20 protein-coding genes and 1 rRNA gene are annotated in these 20,429 nt (G+C 69.6%); 6 read left to right on the forward strand and 15 right to left on the reverse strand.

Annotated elements, in window-relative coordinates:
* From B7K20_RS13165 to argC, 14 genes are all read right to left on the reverse strand, one after another.
* Positions 1 to 296, reverse strand: a 16S ribosomal RNA gene (locus B7K20_RS13165); the annotation flags it as partial.
* Positions 297 to 867: 571 nt separating this feature from the next.
* A complete protein-coding gene (gene tyrS / locus B7K20_RS12240) occupies positions 868 to 2,127 on the reverse strand; it encodes a tyrosine--tRNA ligase (RefSeq protein WP_084102812.1) in 1,260 nt (419 codons plus the stop codon).
* A gap of 231 nt (positions 2,128 to 2,358) precedes the next feature.
* A complete protein-coding gene (locus B7K20_RS12245) occupies positions 2,359 to 2,943 on the reverse strand; it encodes a hypothetical protein (protein WP_084102813.1) in 585 nt (194 codons plus the stop codon).
* Between the two features lie 32 nt (positions 2,944 to 2,975).
* A complete protein-coding gene (gene menC, locus B7K20_RS12250; protein WP_084102814.1) occupies positions 2,976 to 4,103 on the reverse strand; it encodes an o-succinylbenzoate synthase in 1,128 nt (375 codons plus the stop codon).
* The gene (locus B7K20_RS12255) at positions 4,100 to 4,846 is read right to left on the reverse strand and encodes a GNAT family N-acetyltransferase (RefSeq protein WP_144018683.1); all 747 of its coding nucleotides are present in this window, start codon (positions 4,844 to 4,846) and stop codon (positions 4,100 to 4,102) included. Before B7K20_RS12255 ends, menC begins: the two co-directional genes overlap by 4 nt.
* Entirely contained in the window at positions 4,843 to 5,958 is a 1,116-nt protein-coding gene (locus tag B7K20_RS12260) for a M20/M25/M40 family metallo-hydrolase (RefSeq protein WP_234985829.1), read from the reverse strand. Before B7K20_RS12260 ends, B7K20_RS12255 begins: the two co-directional genes overlap by 4 nt.
* Before the next feature lie 44 nt (positions 5,959 to 6,002).
* Positions 6,003 to 7,433 (reverse strand): argininosuccinate lyase, encoded by a 1,431-nt coding sequence (gene argH, locus B7K20_RS12265; RefSeq protein ID WP_084102816.1) that lies wholly within the window; start codon positions 7,431 to 7,433, stop codon positions 6,003 to 6,005.
* A gap of 16 nt (positions 7,434 to 7,449) precedes the next feature.
* Positions 7,450 to 8,652, reverse strand: a complete 1,203-nt coding sequence (locus B7K20_RS12270; protein WP_084102817.1) for an argininosuccinate synthase — start codon at positions 8,650 to 8,652, stop codon at positions 7,450 to 7,452.
* Positions 8,653 to 8,730: 78 nt separating this feature from the next.
* Positions 8,731 to 9,222, reverse strand: a complete 492-nt coding sequence (gene argR, locus B7K20_RS12275) for an arginine repressor (protein WP_084102849.1) — start codon at positions 9,220 to 9,222, stop codon at positions 8,731 to 8,733.
* Positions 9,223 to 9,227: 5 nt separating this feature from the next.
* Entirely contained in the window at positions 9,228 to 10,157 is a 930-nt protein-coding gene (gene argF / locus B7K20_RS12280) for an ornithine carbamoyltransferase (protein WP_084102818.1), read from the reverse strand.
* Entirely contained in the window at positions 10,157 to 11,404 is a 1,248-nt protein-coding gene (locus B7K20_RS12285) for an acetylornithine transaminase (protein WP_084102850.1), read from the reverse strand. Before B7K20_RS12285 ends, argF begins: the two co-directional genes overlap by 1 nt.
* The gene (gene argB, locus B7K20_RS12290) at positions 11,401 to 12,318 is read right to left on the reverse strand and encodes an acetylglutamate kinase (protein WP_084102819.1); all 918 of its coding nucleotides are present in this window, start codon (positions 12,316 to 12,318) and stop codon (positions 11,401 to 11,403) included. Before argB ends, B7K20_RS12285 begins: the two co-directional genes overlap by 4 nt.
* Positions 12,315 to 13,490, reverse strand: coding sequence for a bifunctional glutamate N-acetyltransferase/amino-acid acetyltransferase ArgJ (argJ, locus tag B7K20_RS12295; RefSeq protein WP_084102820.1), 1,176 nt, complete (start codon positions 13,488 to 13,490; stop codon positions 12,315 to 12,317). The genes argB and argJ overlap by 4 nt, the downstream gene beginning before the upstream one ends.
* The gene (argC, locus tag B7K20_RS12300; RefSeq protein ID WP_200809103.1) at positions 13,487 to 14,530 is read right to left on the reverse strand and encodes an N-acetyl-gamma-glutamyl-phosphate reductase; all 1,044 of its coding nucleotides are present in this window, start codon (positions 14,528 to 14,530) and stop codon (positions 13,487 to 13,489) included. Before argC ends, argJ begins: the two co-directional genes overlap by 4 nt.
* 68 nt (positions 14,531 to 14,598) lie before the next feature.
* Here argC and B7K20_RS12305 point away from each other — a divergent pair, with 68 nt between their 5' ends.
* Positions 14,599 to 15,585 carry a quinone oxidoreductase gene (locus B7K20_RS12305; RefSeq protein ID WP_084102822.1) on the forward strand — a complete coding sequence of 329 codons (987 nt, stop codon included), beginning with the start codon at positions 14,599 to 14,601 and terminating at the stop codon, positions 15,583 to 15,585.
* Positions 15,586 to 15,657: 72 nt separating this feature from the next.
* Positions 15,658 to 16,167 carry a GNAT family N-acetyltransferase gene (locus B7K20_RS12310; protein ID WP_084102823.1) on the forward strand — a complete coding sequence of 170 codons (510 nt, stop codon included), beginning with the start codon at positions 15,658 to 15,660 and terminating at the stop codon, positions 16,165 to 16,167.
* Positions 16,168 to 16,203: 36 nt separating this feature from the next.
* Here the strand turns inward: B7K20_RS12310 and B7K20_RS12315 are convergent, their stop codons facing one another.
* A complete protein-coding gene (locus B7K20_RS12315) occupies positions 16,204 to 16,878 on the reverse strand; it encodes a hypothetical protein (protein WP_084102824.1) in 675 nt (224 codons plus the stop codon).
* 59 nt (positions 16,879 to 16,937) lie between these two features.
* Here B7K20_RS12315 and B7K20_RS12320 point away from each other — a divergent pair, with 59 nt between their 5' ends.
* Genes B7K20_RS12320 through B7K20_RS12335 form a run of 4 tightly spaced genes read left to right on the forward strand, consistent with a single transcriptional unit; the run spans position 16,938 to position 20,429 of the window.
* Positions 16,938 to 17,969: an NAD-dependent epimerase/dehydratase family protein gene (locus B7K20_RS12320; RefSeq protein ID WP_084102825.1), complete on the forward strand. Its 1,032-nt coding sequence runs from the start codon at positions 16,938 to 16,940 to the stop codon at positions 17,967 to 17,969.
* A complete protein-coding gene (locus B7K20_RS12325) occupies positions 17,966 to 18,700 on the forward strand; it encodes a TetR/AcrR family transcriptional regulator (RefSeq protein WP_084102826.1) in 735 nt (244 codons plus the stop codon). Before B7K20_RS12320 ends, B7K20_RS12325 begins: the two co-directional genes overlap by 4 nt.
* A gap of 42 nt (positions 18,701 to 18,742) precedes the next feature.
* A complete protein-coding gene (locus B7K20_RS12330) occupies positions 18,743 to 19,732 on the forward strand; it encodes a zinc-binding alcohol dehydrogenase family protein (protein WP_084102827.1) in 990 nt (329 codons plus the stop codon).
* 58 nt (positions 19,733 to 19,790) lie between these two features.
* Entirely contained in the window at positions 19,791 to 20,429 is a 639-nt protein-coding gene (locus B7K20_RS12335; RefSeq protein WP_084102828.1) for a hypothetical protein, read from the forward strand.

Below are 20,429 nucleotides of genomic sequence, written 5' to 3' on the forward strand. Positions count from 1 at the left end.
AAGGCCGGCTACCCGTCGTCGCCTTGGTGAGCCATTACCTCACCAACAAGCTGATAGGCCGCGAGTCCATCCCAGACCAAAAAATCTTTCCCAACACTCACCATGCGGTGGTGCCGCTTATCCGGTATTAGACCTCGTTTCCAAGGCTTATCCCAGAGTCTGGGGCAGGTTACTCACGTGTTACTCACCCGTTCGCCACTGATCCACAAGAGCAAGCTCTCGCTTCACCGTTCGACTTGCATGTGTTAAGCACGCCGCCAGCGTTCGTCCTGAGCCAGGATCAAACTCTCCGTAAATGCTTTATCAGAAACCTGCAAACAGGCTCATCAACAAACGAAGTGGTTCCAAAGAACCGGTTTAATCTCTAGCAAGAGAACAAATGTCACTGACATTCATTTCATTACCAAAGGAATCCTACATCCAACCCCAATTTTAGGGCAGATGCCGGAGATTTTGGCATCGACTATGTGGCACACTGTTGAGTTCTCAAAGATCGGAAGCTCACCTCATCTTTGCCTTTCGGCTCGGATTTGGGGCAACCCTTCTAACTTACACTGTTCGATCCGCGGTGTCAAATCGGCGTTTTCAGCCGGTTTCAACCGTGTTTCGTCCAGGGCTCTCAACCTTACACCCTCGAGCACGCTTCAGCGACCCGGGTTTCTCAGTGGAGATTGGCTGTCTGGCGGGGCGGGCCTCGAGCTTTTCGCTTTCGTCCCGCGCTCCCTTCCTTGGCAGCGAGGAAGACATTACGGGCTTGAACGTACCCCCGTCAAATCGGCGGAATCTCGGGCGTGTCGCCCTCCATTAGACGACAAAACCCCTGGCAAACATCACTATGACGGTCGCCAGGGGTCGTGTCGGGTGCGGCTAGACCCTCACAAGTCCCACAGATTTTTTTCCGCGACGGAGGACGTACCAGCCGCCGGCGAGTGCAGTAGTGTCCCCCACCGCCGCCTCGAGGCCATCGACCTTGACGTTGTTCACGTAGGCGCCGCCGTCTTGGACCGCCCTGCGGGCATCCGACTTGGACGTGACGATGCCAGCCTCGACGAGTGCATCGATCACCAGGGTGTCGCCTGCCACCTCGGCTGAGCCCAACTCGGCGGCGCAACCCGCGAGGGTGGCCTCGTCCAGGTCGGTGAGTTCCGCACGGCCGAACAGTGCCTGCGAGGCGGTGACCACGGCATCGGCCGTTTCACGGCCGTGGACAAGGGAGGTGACGTCATGCGCCAGGGTGCGCTGCGCCTCGCGCTTGAACGGTTCTTCCGCCGTGAGCCGTTCGAGCTCGGCGATCTCCTCGCGCGTACGGAAGGTGAAGACCTTGAGGTAGTTGGCGACGTCGGCATCGGCCTGGTTGAGCCAGAACTGGTAGAACGCGTACGGGCTCGTCATTGCGGGGTCGAGCCACACGGTGCCTGACTCGGTCTTACCAAACTTGGTGCCGTCTGCCTTGGTGATCAGCGGCGTCGACATGGCGTGCACGCTCACGCCCTCGGCCTTACGGATGAGTTCCGTCCCCGACGTGAGGTTGCCCCACTGGTCCGAGCCGCCGGTCTGCAGGCTGCAGCCATGGCGTCGGTACAGCTCGAGGTAGTCCATGCCCTGCAGCACCTGGTAGCTGAACTCCGTGTAGGAGATGCCGTCATCGGAGTTCAGGCGGCGCGCCACCGTGTCCTTGGCCAGCATGGTGCCCATGCGGAAGTACTTGCCCACGTCACGCAGCAACTCGATCGCGGACATGTCCTTGGTCCAGTCGAAGTTGTTGACCATCGTGGCGGCGTGATCGCCTTCGAAGTCGAGGAACGGCTCGATCTGGCCGCGAATGCGCTCGACCCACTGGTGCACGACTTCGACGGGGTTGAGCGTGCGCTCCCCTGCCATCTTGGGGTCACCGATCAGTCCGGTCGCACCACCCACGAGCAGCAGCGGGTTATTGCCTGCCTGCTGGAAGCGCTTGACCGTGAGGATCTGCACCAGGTTGCCGATGTGGAGGCTGGGCGCCGTGGGGTCAAAACCGCAATAGAGCGTGATGGGTCCCTCGTCGAGAGCTGCGCGCAGCTCGTCGTCACCGGTGGTCTGGGAGATCAGCCCGCGCCAGGCGAGCTCGTCGAGGATGTGCTCTGTCATGGTGAGCCCATTGTGCCAGGCGCGCGTGAGTGAAAGTGAAGCGCCCGCATCGCCGTTGACGCGGGCAACCCTCAGTGGAACGGGCCCTGGGGATATGAGTTGTCGCTGGGTACGCGCCCAGAAGCCTCGAATCGGCGCTGAGGGGTGGACATCCATGAGGGTCCAACCGACTCGGGTCGTCGCGTACCCAGCGACTAATACGAAGGTATGCCCCTTCACCTGAGAGGTCTCTCAGATATGCGGCACGCCCTGAGAACCGGGGCGTGAGGCTGCGCCGTCGACCGTCACCTCGGCGGCCTCGCGGGTGTGCTCCTGCGCGAAATGCTCCGCCTCGCTCTGTGCCCACCGGGTCCAGTGGCCCTCGCTCTGCGGTCCCTCACGGTCGAGCCAACGCTCGTGACGCACGTGCGCAGGCGCCTCGACCCACACCAGCAGGCTGGCGAACGCCCGCGCTGCCCGCTGACCGACGCCCACGCCCTCAATGACCACGACGGGCGCGGGCTCCACATGGAGGGCCGCTCCCCGGCGCCCCGCGTGCCAGTCCCAGCACGCGAACTCGGCCGCGCGCCCCTGTGCCAGGGGCGCGAGCACCCGTCTCACCAACAGGTCGGTGAGTGTGGCGAGGCCCTCCCATCCCTCGTACATGTCGTCGGCGTGGAGCACAGGGGCACCGTCGAGAGCCATCGACAGTCGGTCCGCGAAGGTGGTCTTGCCCGCACCCGCGGGTCCGTCGATCAGGACGATGCGCGCACCGCCGGGCGTAGGTGGTGACGTGCGTACCCGGCTGGCGACGGAGGCGACGAGAGCGGAGGGCATCGGCCCAGAGTACGGGGCGCGGCGAGCGAGGCCTACGCGACGGCGAGGACGCGCGGCGCCTCACCGAACCGGTCGAGCGCGGCGGGATCGGGGTCCTCGCACAGCCCCGCGAAGGTGGGAACGGCAATGTGCCCGTCCTCGAGCACGTACGGCGTGGTGACGTCCTCGGTATAGAAGCGCGACGACGCGGAGATGTCGCCCGGCAGCGTGAACCCGGGGAGCGCTGCGAGGGCGGCGTTGGCACCGCGCGCGATCCCGGTCTCGAGCATGCCCCCGCACCACACGGCGATGCCGCTCGCGCGTGCGACATCGTGGATGCGGCGCGCTTCGAGGTAGCCGCCGACTCGCGAAGGCTTGATGTTGATGACCGCGGCGGCGCCCAGGTGGATGGCGTCGGCTGCCGAGGCAGCGGAGACCACCGACTCGTCCAGACACATCGGGGTCTTCATCACGCGAGCGAGCTCGGCGTGCTGGCGCAGGTCGTCCTCGGCGAGCGGCTGTTCGATCAGAAGCAGGTCAAAGTCGTCGAGCCTGCGCAGGTGCGCCGCGTCGACGAGCGTGTACGCGGCGTTGGCGTCGACCTGGAGTGCCACGTCGGGATGCGCCTCGCGTATTGCCCGTACGGGGGCGACATCCCAGCCGGGCTGAATCTTCAGCTTGATGCGCTGGTAGCCCTCGTCGAGATAGCCGGCGACCGTGTCGAGTAGCTGCGGCACCGAATCTTGGATGCCGACCGACACTCCCGAGGGCACACGGGTCCGCGTGGCGCCAAGGTACTGCGCGAAAGACTGGTCCGCGGCCTTCAATTGCGCGTCGAGGATCGCCGATTCCAGCGCCGCCTTGGCCATGCGGTGCCCCACGATGGGGCTGAGGAGCTCGCCGACGGTCTCGGCCGTCAGGCGATCCTCGCGCGAGGCCTCGGACAGGAGCGGCAGCAGGAAGCGCTCGGTGACGTCGACGACGCCCGCGGCGTACTCCTCGGAGTAGACCGGCTCGGCCAGCGCCCCGCATTCACCCCATCCGGTTACCTCGGTGCCGCCCACGCGGGCGTCGACCCTCACCGTGAGAACCGTGCGCGCGGTCTGGGTGGAAAACGACGTGGTGAACGGAGCCACGAGCGGGATGCGCAGCAGCCGCAGCGTCACGGTGTCGAGAATCATGCGCTCTCCTCCAGGAGATAGTGGTGGTCGTCGAAGCCGGTCACTCGCCATCCATGGCCGATGCGTGGGGCCAGCTCCGTACGCAGTCGCGACCGCCAGGCGGCGGCCTGGGCGGGATCGGCGGCGCGTAGCCCCTCGATATCCGCGGGCGCCTCGACGCGCAGCGTCGCGCCGGAAGGCGGCCGCGGCGTGCCAAGGGGCCGAGCCAGATCCCAGCCCACGACGAGCCGGTCGCTTCCGTGGCCGCCGTTGACGGCATCGGCCATCTCGCCGTAGAAGTCCTCAACGTAGGCGTCGACGGCGACACCCAGTCGGCCGATGTTGAAGGCCGCGTTGCGCGCGACGAGCGGGTCGAAGGTCCACGTGATGCGGTTGAGTCCGCGCTCCAGGCACCAAGCCCGCTGGTCGAGTTTGAGCGCGAGGCCGATGCCACGGCGGACGTGTGAGGGGATGACGCCTGCGACGTGCGAGTGGAGGGTGTCGCCGAGCGGCTGCGAGAAATAGCCGACGCAGACGGCGACGAGGTCATCCTGGTCGGCTGAGAAGGCGCCGACGACATAGGCGCCCGAGTGTGCCAGGGCGGACATGAGGGGCGGCTCGACCACGGCGGTCCCCCACAGCTCGGTCAGCAGCGCACCGGCGCGCCACGTCTGTGCCGGCGCGAGCGCTCGGATCGTGACGCCGGCGCGCTGGGCCGCGGCGATGGCGTCCGCTCGGGCCGAGGTCACGACCGTGTCGGTCATGCCGGGCTCGTCAGAAGGTCGCGGACCAGTGCCGCAAGCAGGGAGGTGCGGGGGACGATGTGGTCGACCAGGACGTGCTCGTCGTCGGCGTGCGCTCCCCCGCCCACGCCCCCGAGGCCATCGAGCGTCGGGACGCCGATGCCAGCGGTGAAGTTGCCGTCGGAGGCGCCACCCACGGCACATGCGGTGAGATGCGTGACGCCGACCGTGGGCGCGAGGCGGTCGGCGCGTGCGTACAGTGCCTGGGCATGGCGGCGCTCGAGCGGAGGGCGGTTGATGCCCCCGTCGACGGAGAGGGACGCCCCGGGCAACTGGGCTGTGAGGGAACGCATGGCCGCGTCGACCCTCTCGAGCTCGGCGGCGCTCGTCGCACGCACGTCGACATCGATCGCCGCGGAGGCGGGCACGGTGTTCAGCGTGCTCCCGATCCGACCGGAGGTGGGCGTGACCGTCGTGCCGAGCATGGGGTCGCCGAGCGCGGCGATGGCGTGAATCTGGTGCGCGAGCTCGATCCCCGCGTTGACGCCTGACTCGGGCTCGAGGCCAGCGTGTGCCGCACGGCCGCGCACCTGCACGGTGTACATCGAGGTGCCCTTGCGCTCGGTCTTGAGGGCGCCGCCAGGACCGGCCGCTTCAAGGACGAGGGCGGCATCTGCCCCCGCAGCCTCCTCCTCGATCAGCGCGCGGGACGTGAGGGAGCCGACTTCCTCGTCCCCGGTGACGAGGAACGTGACCCCAGCCACGGCATCGGCCCCATACGACGCGGCCAGCGCGGCGACCGCGTGAGCGGCCTGCACCAGGCCGATGACCATGTCGAAACAGCCCGGCCCGGTGAGGACGCCGTCGGCGACCTTCGCGGGGTGCGTGGCGAGGGAGCCGTGGGGCCACACGGTGTCGTGATGGCCGAGGAGCAGCACGCGGGTGGGGCCGGCGAACCGCCAGCACAGGTGCGTGACGCCGTCGATGACGATCCGTTCGGGCGCGGCGGGCAGACCCGCGGCGGCGAAGCGGGCCCCGAGTACCTCTGCGGTGAGCCCGGCGCTGCGCGCGACGGCCTCCAGGTCGGAGGACGGCGACTCGCACGCGAGCAGGCGCAGCGCGTCGTCGAGCATGGCTTCGAGGCTGAGGTGCGTCATCGCGGCGGGAGGCCTGGTGGTTAGCTGGCCGCTTCGGCCCAGGGACGGAAGTGCGCCACGCGGGCGCGCGCCGCCTTGCCCTGCTCCACCACGCGCACCGGCGCGGTGCCGCCGATGCCGTCGCGGGCCGCGAGGGAGCCCTCCACCGTGAGCACCGACAGGACGTCGACGGTGAGGTCGGGGTGGATGGCCTGCAGCTCCTCCTCCGTGAGCTCGTGCAGTTCCTTGCCGCGCTTCTCGCACAAGCGCACGCACGCGCCGGCGACCTCGTGGGCCACACGGAACGGGGTGCCCTGCTTGACCATCCACTCGGCGATGTCGGTCGCGAGAGAGAAGCCCGCCGGGGCGAGCTCGGCGAGGCGCTCCTCGCGGAACACGAGGGTGCGGATCATGCCGGCGAAGGCGGGCAGCAGCACCTCGAGCGTCTCGACGGCGTCGAAGGCCGGCTCGTGTACCTCCTGGATGTCGCGGTTGTACGCGAGCGGCAGACCCTTGAGGGTCGCCAACAAACCGGTGAGGTCGCCGATGAGGCGCCCGGCCTTGCCGCGGGCCAGCTCCGCGATGTCGGGATTCTTCTTCTGCGGCATGATCGAGGACCCGGTCGAGTAGGCGTCGTCGAGGCCCGCGAAGCCGAACTCGACGGTCGCCCACGCGATGACCTCCTCGGCGATGCGAGACAGGTCCACGCCGAGCATGGCCGTCACCCACGTGAACTCGGCGATCACGTCGCGGGAGGCGGTCGCGTCGATGGAGTTCTCGCACGGCGCGAGGAAGCCGAGCTCGTCGGCGACGCCCTGCGGGTCGAGGCCCAGGGTCGAGCCCGCCAATGCGCCCGCGCCGTACGGCGAGAACGCGGCGCGTGCGTCCCAGTCGGTGAGGCGCTCGACGTCGCGCAGCAGCGGCCACGCGTGCGCCATGAGGTGGTGACCCAAGGTGACGGGCTGCGCGTGCTGGAAGTGCGTGCGGCCGGGCATGGGCGCGTCCAGGTGACGGTCGGCCTGCTCAAGCAGCGCGTCCACCACATCGAGCATGCCGACGGCGATGATGCGGGCGTGCCTGCGCAGGTACATGCGTGGCAGGGTTGCGATCTGGTCGTTGCGGGACCGGCCGGCGCGCAGCTTGCCGCCCACCTCGGGGCCGATGCGCTCGATCAGCAGGCGCTCGAGGGCACCGTGGACGTCCTCGTCGGACTCGGCCGGGCCGACAGCCCCGGACGCCACGTCACCGCGCAGCGCCTCGAGGCCGTCGACCATGGTCGAGGTCTCGTCATCCGTGAGCAGCCCGGCGCGCTGCAGCGCGTGGGCGTGAGCGATCGATCCGCGCAGGTCGTCGTCGGCGTAGCGCCAGTCGAAGTGCGTGGACTTGCTCAGGCGCGCGAGGGCCTCGGCGGGGCCGTCGGCGAACCGGCCTCCCCACAGGTGTCCCTCATTCGTACCGTGCTGCTCACTCATGACGGGGTGTGTCCTCTCAGCCGTTCAGGCGCTCGGCGCGCGCCGCGGCCTGCTTGGCGGCCAGGCCGTAGATCTCGATGAAGCCGCGGGCGGCGGACTGGTCGAACGCGTCGCCCTCGTCGTACGTGGCGAGCGCGAAGTCGTACAGCCCCGTGTCCGAACGGCGGCCGGTCACGGTGGCGCGGCCACCGTGCAGGACCATGCGAATGTCGCCGTTTACGTACTTCTGGGTGTCGTAGATGAACGTGTCGAGGTTGTCCTTGAGCGGCGAGGACCACATGCCCTCGTAGACCAGCTCCGACCACTTCTGCTCGACGTGGCGCTTGAAGCGGCCCTGCTCGCGCTCGAGCGTGACATTTTCGAGCTCGCGGTGCGCCTCGATGAGGGCGATCGCGCCGGGGGCCTCGTAGACCTCGCGCGACTTAATACCGACCAGGCGGTCCTCGACGATGTCGATGCGGCCGATGCCGTGGGCACCCGCGCGCTTGTTCATGATCTCGATCGCCTGCAGCGGGGTGACCTTTTCGCCGTCGATCGCCACGGGGATGCCGTGCTCGAAGGTGATGACCACCTCGTCGGGCACCGGCGGGAAGGCCGGGTCGTCGGTGTAGTTGTAGATGTCCTTGGTGGGCGCGTTCCAGATGTCCTCGAGGAAGCCGGTCTCGATGGCGCGGCCCCAGACATTCTGGTCGATCGAGAACGGGTTGGACTTGGTGGTCTCGATGGGCAGCTCGTGGCGGGCGGCGTACTCGATGGCCTTGTCGCGGGTGAGCGCAAGGTCACGCACGGGGGCGATGCACTTGAGCTCGGGGGCGATCGAGGTGATGCCCACCTCGAAGCGGACCTGGTCGTTGCCCTTGCCGGTGCAGCCGTGGGCCACGGTGGTGCCGCCGAAGTCGCGAGCGGCCTTCACCAGGTGCTTGACGATCACGGGGCGCGACAGGCTCGAGACCAGCGGGTACTTCTCCTGGTACAGGCCGTTGGCCTGCAGGGCGGGCATGCAGTACTCCTCGGCGAACTCGTCGCGGGCGTCGGCCACGTAGGCCTCGACCGCGCCGCAGTCGAGCGCGCGCTGGCGGATGACCTCAAGGTCCTCACCGCCCTGGCCCACGTCCACCGCCACCGCGATGACCTCGGCGCCCGTGGCATCGGCGATCCAGCCGATTGCTACCGAGGTGTCGAGTCCGCCCGAATAGGCCAGTACGACTCTGTCCGTCATGTCTGTCTCCTTGTATTGCTGTGAATGATGATGCCGGCGCGGGGCCGGAAACTGCTGCTGGGGCGAGGGGCGAACGGCCTACGAGTGACCGCCGCCCGCGGCTCGCTCCAGGAAGCGCTGCGCGAGGCGCAGGCCGCCGTCGGGGTCGCGCGAGATCACCATGATGGTGTCGTCGCCGCCCACACAGCCGAGGATCTCGATGTCCTCGTGCTGGTCGATGGCGCTCGCGAGGTACTGCGCGGCTCCCGAGGGGGTGCGGATCACCGCGAGGTTCGCCGAACCATCCGCGGCGAGCAGGAGTTCCCCGCACAGGCGGGTGAGGCGCTGATCGGTGTCCTCGGACGCCGTGAGGGAGTCCGAGGTCGCATACACGTGAGCGCCGCCCAGCCCGCGGACCTTGATGGCGCCGATGTCGACGAGGTCGCGCGACAGCGTGGCCTGCGTGACGTGAATCCCCTGCTGCACGAGCCGCAGGGCGAGTTCGCCCTGAGAGCGCACCGCCTCGGTCTCGATGATGCGACGGATGAGCGCCTGGCGCGCTGCCTTCGTCGCGGGGATGGTCTGGGTCATCACGCTCAGTGCTCCACCAGCCACGTCAGCAGCGCCTTCTGGGCGTGCAGCCGGTACTCCACCTCGAGCCACACGAGCGACTGGTCGCCGTCGATGACGTCGGCGGTGATCTCCTGGCCGCGATAGGCGGGCAGGCAGTGCAGCACATGCGCGCCGGGCGCGGCGAGCTCGAGCGCACGGGCGTTGACCTGATAGGGGGTGAAGACCTGGGCACGCTCGGCCTTTTGCGCCTCGTCCCCCATCGACACCCAGGTGTCTGTGGCGATGACGTCCGCGCCGGTGACGGCCTCGTCGTGGCTGGTCGTGACGGTGACCGAGCCACCGGTGGACGCAGCGATCTCCTCCGCCCGCGCGACCACGTCGGCGTCAGGGAGGTAGTCGGCGGGAGTGCCGATGCGCACGTGCATCCCCGCCAGCGCGCCGCCCAGGAGGTACGAGTGCGCCATGTTGTTCGCGCCGTCGCCCACGTAGGCCAGGTCGAGGCCAGCAAGAGCCCCCACGCCGCCGCGGGCATCGGCCACCGCCGCGAGGTCCGCGAGGATCTGGCACGGGTGGAAGGAATCGGTGAGGGCGTTCACGACGGGCACGCTCGTGCCCTCGGCCATCTCCTCGATCAGTTCCTGACCAAAGGTGCGCCACACGATCGCGCTGGTCATGGACTCGAGCACACGCGCGGTGTCGCGGACAGGCTCGCCGCGGCCCATCTGGGAGTTCTGGGAGTCGATCACGAGCGGGTATCCGCCCAGCTCGGCGACGCCCGCGGAGAACGAGACGCGCGTACGGGTGGAGTGCTTGTCGAAGATGATCGCCACGGCCTGCGGCCCCTCGAAGGGACGGCGTGAGAACCGGTCGCCGCGCATGGCGAGGGCCAACTCGAGGACCTCGCGCTGCTCGGCAGGCGTGAGGTCGTCGTCGCGCAGGAAGTGACGGGTCATCACCGCTCGCTTTCGGTCAGGGGATGCGCGGCCAGGTGGCCCTCGATCCAGGTCAGGAAGGTGTCCGCCTCGGCGGTCGTCAGGGTCAGCGCGGGCACCAGGCGGATCGTGTCTGGGCTGGGCGGGTTCACGATGAAGCCCGCGGCGACGGCGGCCTGGGCGATCTCGGCGCTCACGGGCGCCGCGAGGCCGATGCCCAGCAGCAGCCCCTCACCGCGCACCTCGAGCACGCCGTCCATGGCCTCGAGGCGCTCGCGCAGGTGGGCGCTGACGGCCTTGACGTTGGCGATGAGGTCCTCGTCCTCGATCACACGTAGCGTCGCGAGCGCGGCTGCCGCGGCGAGCGGATTGCCTCCGAACGTGGTGCCGTGCTCGCCCTTACCGAGCATGGATCCGCAGCGCTCGCCGTACGCGATCACGGCGCCGATGGGGAAGCCTCCGCCCAGGCCCTTGGCGAGGGTCATGACGTCGGGCTGAATGCCGTGCAACTGGTGGGCGAACCATGCACCCGTGCGGGCTACGCCCGTCTGGACCTCGTCGAACACCAGCAGCGCGTCGTGGCGGCGGGTGAGTTCCCGAGCCTTCGAGAGGTACGCGTGGGTCAGCGGGATGACGCCGGCCTCTCCCTGGATGGGCTCAAGGACGATCGCGGAAAGGTCCGCGGCGTGGGCGAGAACGGCATCGGCCAGCGCCTGTTCGTCGTTGACGGGGACGAAAACCACGTCGCCGATGAGCGGAGCGAAGGGCGCCCGGTAGGCCTCCTTGTGGGTCAGCGCGAGGGCGCCGGTCGAGCGGCCGTGGAAGCCGCCCTCGAGCGCGATGATGGTGCCCTTGCCGATCTTGCGCGCCATCTTGATGGCGGCCTCGTTCGCCTCGGTGCCGGAGTTCGCGAAGAACACGCGCGAGCCGGTCGGCGCCTGCGCGAGGTCGAGCAACTTCTCCGCGAGGGCGATCTGGGGCTCCGTGGCGAAGAAGTTCGAGGCGTGCGCGAGGGTCGCGGCCTGCGTCGCGATCGCCTCGACCCACGCGGGGTGTCCGTGGCCCAGGGCGTTCACCGCAATGCCGCCCAGGAGGTCCAGGTAGCGGTTGCCATCGGCGTCCCATACGTACGATCCCTCGCCGCGCTTGAGCACACGCATGGGCACGCCGAAGGTACCCATGAGCGCGTGCTGGTAGCGCTGCAGGTCGACGGCGCCGCGCTCGAGGCCCGCCTCGCCGTGGGTGCTCAGGGGCTGCTGCGCGCTCATGCCCACAGGTCCGTGTCGTCGGGGCGCACCATGGTGCCGATGCCGGAGGTCGTGAAGATCTCGGTCAGCACCGAGTGGGGCTCGCGGCCATCAATAATGTGCGCCTGGGGCACGCCCCCGCGCACGGCACGCAGGCACGCCTCCATCTTGGGGACCATGCCCGACGCGAGCGAGGGCAGCAGCTTCTCGACGTCGCTCGCGTGGATGCGCCGCACCAAGGAGGTGCGGTCGGGCCAGTTGGCGTACAGGCCCTCGACGTCCGTCAGCATGACGAGCTTGCGGGCGCGCAGAGCGACGGCGATGGCCGCGGCGGCGGTGTCCGCGTTGACGTTGAGCACGGTGGTGGGGTCGTCCATGTCGGGCGCGACCGTGCTGACCACGGGGATGCGGCCGGCGTGGATGATGTCCTCGATCGCCGCGGGGTTGACCTTGACGACGTCGCCCACCTGGCCCACGTCGACGGGCTCGCCGTCGATCTCGGCGGTGCGGCGCTTGGCCTGCAGCAGGCCGGCGTCCTCGCCGGACAGGCCCACCGCGAGGGGGCCGTGGTCGTTGATGAGGCCCACGAGCTCGCGCGAGACGGAGCCGGTGAGGACCATGCGCACCACGTCCATCGCCTCGGGCGTCGTGACGCGCAGGCCACCGCGGAACTCGGACTCGATGCCCAGGCGGCTCAGCATGTCGTTGATCTGCGGGCCGCCGCCGTGCACCACCACGGGGTGCAGGCCCAGCAGGCGCAGGTGCACGACGTCCTGAGCGAAGGCGGCCTTGAGGTCGTCGTCGATCATGGCGTTTCCGCCGTACTTGATGACGACGGTCGCGCCCGTGAAGGACTCGATCCAGGGCATGGCGTCGATGAGGACGCCCACCTTCTGCTGGGGCGTGAGGTCGGGGTACTCGATGTCGGTGCTCATGAGGAGTAGGCGCTGTTCTCGTGGACGTAATCGTGGGTGAGGTCGTTGGTCCAGACGGTGGCCGAGGCGTCGCCGGCGTGCAGCTCGACGATCACCTCGACCTCCCGGCCCGTGAGGTCGACGAGGTCGCGGTCCTCGCCTACGCCGGCGGCGCGGCAGACCTGGATGCCGTTGACCCACACGTCGAGGGTGCGGGCGTCGAAGGGTGCAACGTCGACGGGCACGGTGCCGGCTGCCGAGATGATGCGGCCCCAGTTGGGGTCGTTGCCGAAGATCGCGGTCTTGAACAGGTTCGAGCGTGTGATGGCACGGGCGACGGCCTCGGCCGCGGCCTCGGTGGTCGCCCCGCGCACGGTGACGGCGATGTCGTGCGCGGCACCCTCGGCGTCGGCGACCAGCTGGCGCGCGAGGCTCGCGAGCACCTCCGTGAGCGCCTCCTCGAACGCCGCGGCGTCGGGGGCCTCGCCGCTCGCCCCCGACGACATCAGCAGCACGGTGTCGTTGGTCGACATGCAGCCGTCCGAGTCGACGCGGTTGAGGGTTGCGGCGACGGCCGACGCGAGGGCCACCTGGGCGGTCGCAGGCTCCACCTGGGCGTCGGTGGTCACCACACACAGCATGGTGGCCATCCCGGGGGCGAGCATGCCCGCGCCCTTGGCCATCCCGCCCACGGTCCAGCCGTCGCGGGTGGCGACGGCGGTCTTGGAGACGGAGTCGGTGGTCATGATGCCCTCGGCGGCGGCCTGGCCACCGTCGGCGGTAAGGTCCGCGATCGCGGCATCGGCGCCCGCGAGGAGCTTGTCCATCGGCAGGCGCACACCGATCAGGCCCGTGGAACACACGGCGACGTCGCCAGGCGCGGTCTCGCGGCCCGCGGCGCTGAGCACCTGGGCGACGTGCTCGGCGGTGGCGTGGGTGTCCGCGAAGCCCTCGGGACCCGTACAGGCGTTCGCGCCGCCGGAGTTGAGGATGACGGCGTCGATGCGGCCATCGGAGGCGGCCTCGCGCGACCACGTGACGGGGGAGGCCTCGACGCGGTTGGTGGTGAAGACGCCGGCGGCGACCTTGGACGGCCCGTCGTTGACGACGACGGTGACATCCTTCGCGCCGGTGGACTTGATGCCCGCCGCGACGCCGGCGGCGACGAATCCCTGTGCTGCGGTCACGCTCACGGTGCCACTCCCTGGAGTTGCAGGCCGGTGGTTTCGGGGTACCCCAGCACGATGTTCATGGACTGCAGGGCCGCTCCCGCGGTGCCCTTGACGAGGTTGTCGATCGCGCTGACCACGACCACGCGGCCGGCCTTCTTGTCGACGGCGACCTGGACCAGGCAGGTGTTCGCGCCGAGGGTGGCGGCGGTGGTGGGCCACTGACCCTCGGGGAGCACGTGCACGAAGGGCTCGTCCGCGTAGGCGGACTCCCAGGCGGCGCGCACCTCATCGGCGCTCACGCCAGCGGCCAGCGGCGCGGTGATGGTCGCAAGGATGCCGCGGGCCATCGGGACGAGCGTGGGCGTGAAGCTGATCTTGACGTCGGCCGCGCCGGCCACCTCGAGGTTCTGCACGATCTCGGGGATGTGGCGGTGCGTGCCGCCCACGGCATAGGGGCTCGCCGCTCCCAGGCCCTCGGAGGCGAGCAGGTTGGTGGCAAGCTTCTTTCCCGCCCCCGAATAGCCGACCGCGAGCACGGCCGTGATGTCGGTGGGATCCACCACGCCTGCGGCGACGCCGGGCTGCAGGCCGAGAGTGACGGCCGTGACGTTACAGCCGGGCACGGCGACGCGCTTCGCACCAAGGAGGTTGTCGCGCTGGTGGCCGTCTGCGGTGATCAGCTCGGGCATGCCATAGGGCCACGTCCCCGAGTGGTGGCCGCCGTAGTACTCGGCCCAGGCCTCGGAAGAGGCGAGGCGATGGTCGGCGCCGCAGTCGAGCACGAGCGTCTCGGGCGGCAACTGCGCCGCGATCTCACCGCTGGTGCCGTGCGGAAGGGCGAGCACGACGACGTCGTGGCCCGCGAGCGTGTTCACGCTCGTCTCGACGATCTCGCGATCCGCGAGGGTTCGCAGGTGTGGCTGATGCACCCCCAATCGATCGCCGGCGGAGGAGTGCGCGGTCAGGGCACCGAATTCGACATCCGGGTGCTCGCTGAAGACGCGCAGGACCTCGCCGCCGACGTATCCGGAGGCTCCAGAGACTGCGACCTTGAGTGTCATGTGCATAACTATACATAGGTTTGCATGTCTGCTGGTCTGGCGCGCACCAGGCGTGTCACGCTGATGCCATGCGCGCCGTCGTCGTCTCCTCTCCTGGCCCCGCCTCCGCGATGGAGGTGCGCGAGGTCGATCCGCCGACTCCCGGTCCCGGCGAGGTGCTGGTCGATGTCCAGGCGGCCGGAGTGAACTTCATCGACACCTACCAGCGTTCGGGCGTGTACCCCGTCGAGTTTCCCTGGCGGCCGGGCTCGGAAGGCGCGGGCGTGGTCGCGGGGGTGGGCGAGGGCGTCACAGAGGTGGCCGTGGGCGACCGGGTGGCGTGGTGCTCCTCCCCCGGCTCCTATGCCGAGCAGGTATGCGTCAAGACCGACGACCTGTACCCGGTGCCTGCGGGCGTCGACCTCACCACCGCGGCCGCGGCGATGCTGCAGGGGCTGACCGCGCACTATCTCGCGACCTCCACCTTTCCCCTCGGCCCCGGGGACACCGCGCTCGTGCACGCCGGTGCCGGCGGGGTGGGGCTACTCCTCACCCAACTCGCCCGCGCGCGCGGGGCACGCGTCATCACGACCGTCTCAAGCGAGGACAAGGAGCGCCTGTCGCGGGAGGCGGGCGCCGACGAGGTGATCCGCTACGACCGCTTCGCCGACATGACCAGCGACCTGCCCGCCGCGGTACGGGCGCTGACGAGCGGCAACGGGGTCACCGTGGTCTACGACGGCGTGGGCGCGGCCACCTTCGAGGGCTCACTGGCGTCGCTCGCGGTGAGCGGAACGCTGGTGCTGTTCGGAGGCGCCTCGGGACAGGTCCCCCCGTTCGACCTGCAGCGCCTGAACGCGGGCGGGTCGCTGTTTGTGACCAGGCCCACGCTGGGTCATCATCTGCGCACGCCAGAGGAGCGTCGCTGGCGCTCCACGGAGCTCTTCGGCGCGATCGAAGGCGGCGACCTCACCGTGCGCATCGGCGCGACCTTCGGTCTCGAGCACGCCTCGAGCGCCCACGAGGCACTCGAGGGCCGCGCGACGACGGGAAAGGTCCTGCTCCTGTCGCGATGACGGACGTTCCTCGCAACTGAGACGACCCGCGCACGACACGCATTCGTGACACGGGCACGGCACAATGTCGCCATGCAGTTCCTGCGCCTGCGCGTGATGCGCGAGACCGACCTCGACGCAGTGCTGCGCCTGAACAACGACGCCGCGCCGACCATCCGCCCGTTGGAGGCCGCGACACTCGCCGAGCTGCGTGCAATGTGCGACGTCGCGCTGGTCGCGACGAGCCGCGCGGGCGACATCACGGCCTTCCTCCTCAGCCTGGGAGGCGGGCAGCCCTACACGTCGCCCAATTACCGCTGGTTCGAGGAGCGACACACCCGCCACCAGTACATCGACCGCATCGTGGTCTCGTCGGCGGCACGCGGCACCGGCATCGGCCGCGCCCTGTACGAGTCGGTGTTCGAGCGCGCCCGCGAGCGCGGCGCCAACGAGGTCACCACCGAGGTGGCGCTCGAGCCGCTCGACCAGCGCTCCATGTCGTTCCATGAGGCGCTCGGATTCCGCCGCCTGGGCGAGCACACCCTCACCGACGGCCCGGCGCGCGTGGCACTGCTCGCGCGCACGGTCGACGGCCTGGTGTAGTGGTCGACGGCCTGGTGTAGGCGACGGCCGCACTCGCTACAGTGCTGCGTCCTCCCCCGGCGCGTCGTCCGCGGTCACGAGGGCCCACAGAGCGTGCTGGAGGACCCGACGCTGGACACTCATGCGACGCGCCGCCTCGGAGAGCGCGCCGGACGCGCCGTCCGCGCCGAGCGCGACCGCGTCTTCACCGATGCTGTCGGCGATGAACGCGACGAGCCTCGTATCGGGACGGAGGTCCGCTTGCATGTGCACGGCAATGGAATCGGCGGTGACGGGGCCGATGCCGCGCACGCCCATGAGGGTGCGCTCCACCCCACGCGATGCATCGGCGGCCGCCTCGCGGAAACCCGCCGCGGACGTCACACCTTGCTCGGCGAGCAGCGCCGCCGCCTCGAGGATGACCTCGACCCGGCGCCGCGGGACCCCCAACACCGTGGAGGAGCCCCACTCGTCGCCGAGGAAGCGCGCGAGGTCGTCGGCGGAGATCTGGGCAAGGTCGCCGAGGTTGTCGAGCATGCGCCCGGGCCTCGCGACCATGTAGCGCGACGCGAGCGAATCGACTACACGGCCGGGCACCTGCGCGGCGAACACCCCGCCGATCAGTCCCAACTCCGCCTGTGCCGGAAAACCCCACGGGGCGGCATCACGCCACCCACGAGGCAGGTCGGCGGACACGGCGCGCTGTAGCGCAACCGCCCAGTCGGCAATCATGGGCTCAGGCTACGCCCCCGAGGTGACCGGAATCGATCGCCTCCCGTTAGCCTGAGGCCATGCGCATCCTCATCGTCGGAGGCACGGGACTCATCTCCTCGGAGGTCGCCGCCGCTGCGCTCTCCGCCGGTCACGACCTCACCCTCGTCAACCGCGGCCGCTCCACCCTCGCGCTGCCCCCGCCGGGCGTCGACGTCGTCACGGTGGACGCCACTGACGCCTCCGCGTTGCGCGGTGCGCTCGCGGGGCGCCGCTTCGACACCGTGCTGCAGTCCGTGGCCTTTACCCCCGAGCACGTCGCCGACGATGTCGAGACGTTCGCGCCGCTGACCGACCAGTACGCCCTGATCGCCACGTCCGCGAGCTACCAGACGTTCGACCGGCTCCACCTGACGCGGGAGGACGATCCCCAAGAGAACCTGTTCTGGGATTACGCGCGGCTCAAGGCAAGCGCCGAGCAGGTGTTGCGCGAACGGGCGGCCGCCGCTGGGCTGGCGTACACGATCATCCGCCCCGCGCACACCTATGGCCCCTCCAAGATTCCCGCCTTTACCGGCAACAGCAGCCACCCGTGGACGATCGTGGACCGCATGCGCCGCGGCGCTGACGTCGTGATCCCCGGCGACGGCACCTCGCTGTGGACCCTGACGCACGCGCGCGACCTCGCGGCGGCGGCCGTGGGGCTATTCGGCAACGAGCGCGCCCTGGGCGAGGCGGTCCACATCACCTCGGACGAGGCGCTGACGTGGAACGCCATCTACGGCGCTATCGCCGATGCCGCGGGGCTGAGCCCCGAACAGTTCGGCGAGCAACGCGTCTGCGTGCCCTCCGACGCCCTCGTGGCGGCCGCGCCCGACCAGGCTGGTTCGATCTACGGTGACAAGATGCACCCCGCGGCCTACGACACCAGCAAAATCAAGGACCTGGTGCCGGGGTGGGAGGCGCGCATCTCCTTCGCCGAGGGCATCCGTGAATGCCTTGAATGGTTCGAGGCCGATGCATCACGCCAGCGCGTCGACGACCGCGCCAACGCCATGTTGGACCGCGTCGCGGCCGTCTACCGGTCCGCGCTCGCCGAGGTGGCCGTGTGAGGTTTTTCCGTCGCGACCGCTCGCACCCCACCGCCGCAGAGCAGGCAGGGGCGCGCGATCGCATGCTGAATGCCGCGTCGGAAGTACTGGGCCGGGACGCGGGCGCTCCCCTCAGCGCCGTCGCACGGCGCGCACAGGTCGACGAGGACACCGCCCGGCAACTCTTCCCCACGCGTGCCGCGCTCGTCGAGGCCACGGTGGTGCGCGGCGCCACCAGGCTGGCCGGTGCGATCTTCCTCGACGACGGTCCGCCGCTGACCCAGATCGCCATGCTCATCGGCCGCGTGTGGCAGGACCAGGCACCGGTGCTACCACTTACCCGCATGGCCTCGCGCGGCCCCTACCGTCGTGGCGTCGAGAAGGCGCTCGCACCCCTGCGCGCCACCCTGCGCGAGGCCGTCTCAGCCGCGGCCGGGCGTCACGAGGTGCGCGCGGACATCTCGCCCGCAGCCATCAGCTGGCTGATCGAGCAGGCCACGATCGACGTCATCGAAGCCGCAGAAGCCGGAGCATTGGGCGATACCGACGGCCTTCAACTGGTCATCACGCACGCGCTCTGCGCGGCCGGGCTGGGGTGGGCGCAGGCGACCGATGTCGCGATCGAGGCCAGGTCACGGCTCGCCGGACCGGATGCCACGGTGCCCGAACCCACGGCGCCCGACCCCATGGCGGCGGACTCCATGGCGGCGGACTCCCCCACCCCTGACTCGCCCGCGTCACCTCACGACTAGGACAATCCGGCGGGTCCGGCCCGCCATGACGGAAGGACCCCCATGCACGCCATCGCCGCGCTCGACGCTCGTCCGGTCGACGATCCGCTCGCCCTCCAAGACATCGAGGTGCCCGACCCCTCCGGGCGCGACACCGACCTCCTCATCCGCGTCGAGGCGGTGTCCGTCAATCCCACGGATGTGCAGCGCCGCTCGCGCGTGAAGGCCGGCGGGCCACCGAAGATCCTGGGTTTCGACGGCGCCGGCACCGTGGTGGGTCTGGGCTCTGCGGTCGAGGGATTCTCGATCGGAGACGAGGTGTGGTGGTCGGGCGACGCTTCCCGCGCGGGAGCCAACGCCGATCTTCAAGCGGTCGACCACCGCATCGTGTCCCGCCGCCCCGCCTCGATCACCTTTGCCGATGCGGCGTCGCTGCCGCTGACCGCGATCACAGCGTGGGAAGGCATGTTCGAGCGCATGCGGATCAACCGGGAGGATTCCGGCACGATCCTGATGGTGGGCGGCGCCGGCGGCGTGGGCTCGATCCTGATCCAGCTCGCCAAGCAGCTCACGGCCCTGAGGGTCATCGCCACCGCTTCGCGTGACGAGACTGCGGCGTGGTGCCGGCGTCTGGGGGCCGATGCCGTGGCTGACCACCGCGACCTCGAGGCCTCGGTGAGCGCGCTCGCTCCCGACGGGCTCGAGTACGTTTTTTCGTCCTACACCCCGGGCAATATCGAGGCCTACGGGAACCTGCTGCGCCCCTTCGGACAGATCGTGTCCATCGACGGCGGCGACCTCGACCTGCTCCCGCTGTTCCCCAAGTCCATCGGCTTTCACTGGGAGTACATGTTCGCGCGCTCGCGGTACGAGACGTGGGACATGGGCGAGCAGGGCCGCATGCTCGCCGAGGTCGCCGACCTGGTCGACACCGGAGCAGTCGTCCCGACCGCGACGGTACACATCGACGACTTCTCCGCGGCGGGCATCCGCGAGGCGCACCGGCTCGTGGAATCCGGCACCGTCATCGGGAAGGTCGTGGTGCACCGCTGAATGTGGCAGTGCACCGCTGAGTATGGCGGCGGGCCGCTGATGGTGGCACGCTCGTCCTATGCGCACCCTCGTCGCGGCCGGCCTCGCGATGGTGCTTGCCCTCGCCGGGTGCTCCGGCGACGACGAGGTGCCGCCCACGCAACCCACCGCCCAGGCGGGCGGGGCGGAGAACGCGCCCACGGCATCGGCGGCTCCTACGTCCGCGGGTGACGGCTCGATCGCTGGCGGGGTGGACCCGTATTGCGACGCCGCGCGGGAGGGGTACCTGGCACAGTTGGACCTCCTGGCCGCCACGGATGCCGGTGGCGTGGAGGCGGACCTCGAGGAGGGGGCCGGGGCCGTGGACGTCGTCAACGCCGCGGGCGAACGCATGCTCGAGGCGATCGCGGTGGTCAAAGACCGCTGGACAGCGGCCCGCGCACAGATCGATGGCCAGGCTTGGAGCGATGCGGACTCGGCGGTATCCAACGACGCTGCGGACGAGGCCTTCGCAGACGTCCTCCACTATGTGGACGCCTATGCGGGGCCGGAGGCGAACATTCTTGCGACGGTCGACTCCCTGGAGGCCTATAACGAGGCCATGACCGCGCTCGTCGCCGATCCGGACGCCGCGGCCTCCGTTAGCGAGGGCGCCGCAGCGCTCGGCACGGTGATCTCCTACACGCGCGAGCGCTGCGGCTCCCTGCCCGACTCCTGA

Origin of the sequence: Demequina sp. NBRC 110051 (genome assembly GCF_002090055.1) — a bacterium.
Lineage (GTDB): Bacteria > Actinomycetota > Actinomycetes > Actinomycetales > Demequinaceae > Demequina.

Coding starts and splice junctions, on each gene's coding strand:
- B7K20_RS12320 (WP_084102825.1), top strand. CDS start 16,938: ATGCGCATCCTCATCGTCGGAGGCACGGGACTCATCTCCTCGGAGGTC.
- B7K20_RS12335 (WP_084102828.1), top strand. CDS start 19,791: ATGCGCACCCTCGTCGCGGCCGGCCTCGCGATGGTGCTTGCCCTCGCC.
- B7K20_RS12255 (WP_144018683.1), bottom strand. CDS start 4,846: ATGACCGACACGGTCGTGACCTCGGCCCGAGCGGACGCCATCGCCGCG.
- B7K20_RS12245 (WP_084102813.1), bottom strand. CDS start 2,943: ATGCCCTCCGCTCTCGTCGCCTCCGTCGCCAGCCGGGTACGCACGTCA.
- argH (WP_084102816.1), bottom strand. CDS start 7,433: ATGAGTGAGCAGCACGGTACGAATGAGGGACACCTGTGGGGAGGCCGG.
- B7K20_RS12270 (WP_084102817.1), bottom strand. CDS start 8,652: ATGACGGACAGAGTCGTACTGGCCTATTCGGGCGGACTCGACACCTCG.
- menC (WP_084102814.1), bottom strand. CDS start 4,103: ATGATTCTCGACACCGTGACGCTGCGGCTGCTGCGCATCCCGCTCGTG.
- B7K20_RS12310 (WP_084102823.1), top strand. CDS start 15,658: ATGCAGTTCCTGCGCCTGCGCGTGATGCGCGAGACCGACCTCGACGCA.
- tyrS (WP_084102812.1), bottom strand. CDS start 2,127: ATGACAGAGCACATCCTCGACGAGCTCGCCTGGCGCGGGCTGATCTCC.
- B7K20_RS12305 (WP_084102822.1), top strand. CDS start 14,599: ATGCGCGCCGTCGTCGTCTCCTCTCCTGGCCCCGCCTCCGCGATGGAG.
- B7K20_RS12285 (WP_084102850.1), bottom strand. CDS start 11,404: ATGAGCGCGCAGCAGCCCCTGAGCACCCACGGCGAGGCGGGCCTCGAG.
- B7K20_RS12315 (WP_084102824.1), bottom strand. CDS start 16,878: ATGATTGCCGACTGGGCGGTTGCGCTACAGCGCGCCGTGTCCGCCGAC.
- B7K20_RS12260 (WP_234985829.1), bottom strand. CDS start 5,958: ATGCTCGACGACGCGCTGCGCCTGCTCGCGTGCGAGTCGCCGTCCTCC.
- argF (WP_084102818.1), bottom strand. CDS start 10,157: ATGACCCGTCACTTCCTGCGCGACGACGACCTCACGCCTGCCGAGCAG.
- argB (WP_084102819.1), bottom strand. CDS start 12,318: ATGAGCACCGACATCGAGTACCCCGACCTCACGCCCCAGCAGAAGGTG.
- argR (WP_084102849.1), bottom strand. CDS start 9,222: ATGACCCAGACCATCCCCGCGACGAAGGCAGCGCGCCAGGCGCTCATC.
- argC (WP_200809103.1), bottom strand. CDS start 14,530: ATGACACTCAAGGTCGCAGTCTCTGGAGCCTCCGGATACGTCGGCGGC.
- B7K20_RS12330 (WP_084102827.1), top strand. CDS start 18,743: ATGCACGCCATCGCCGCGCTCGACGCTCGTCCGGTCGACGATCCGCTC.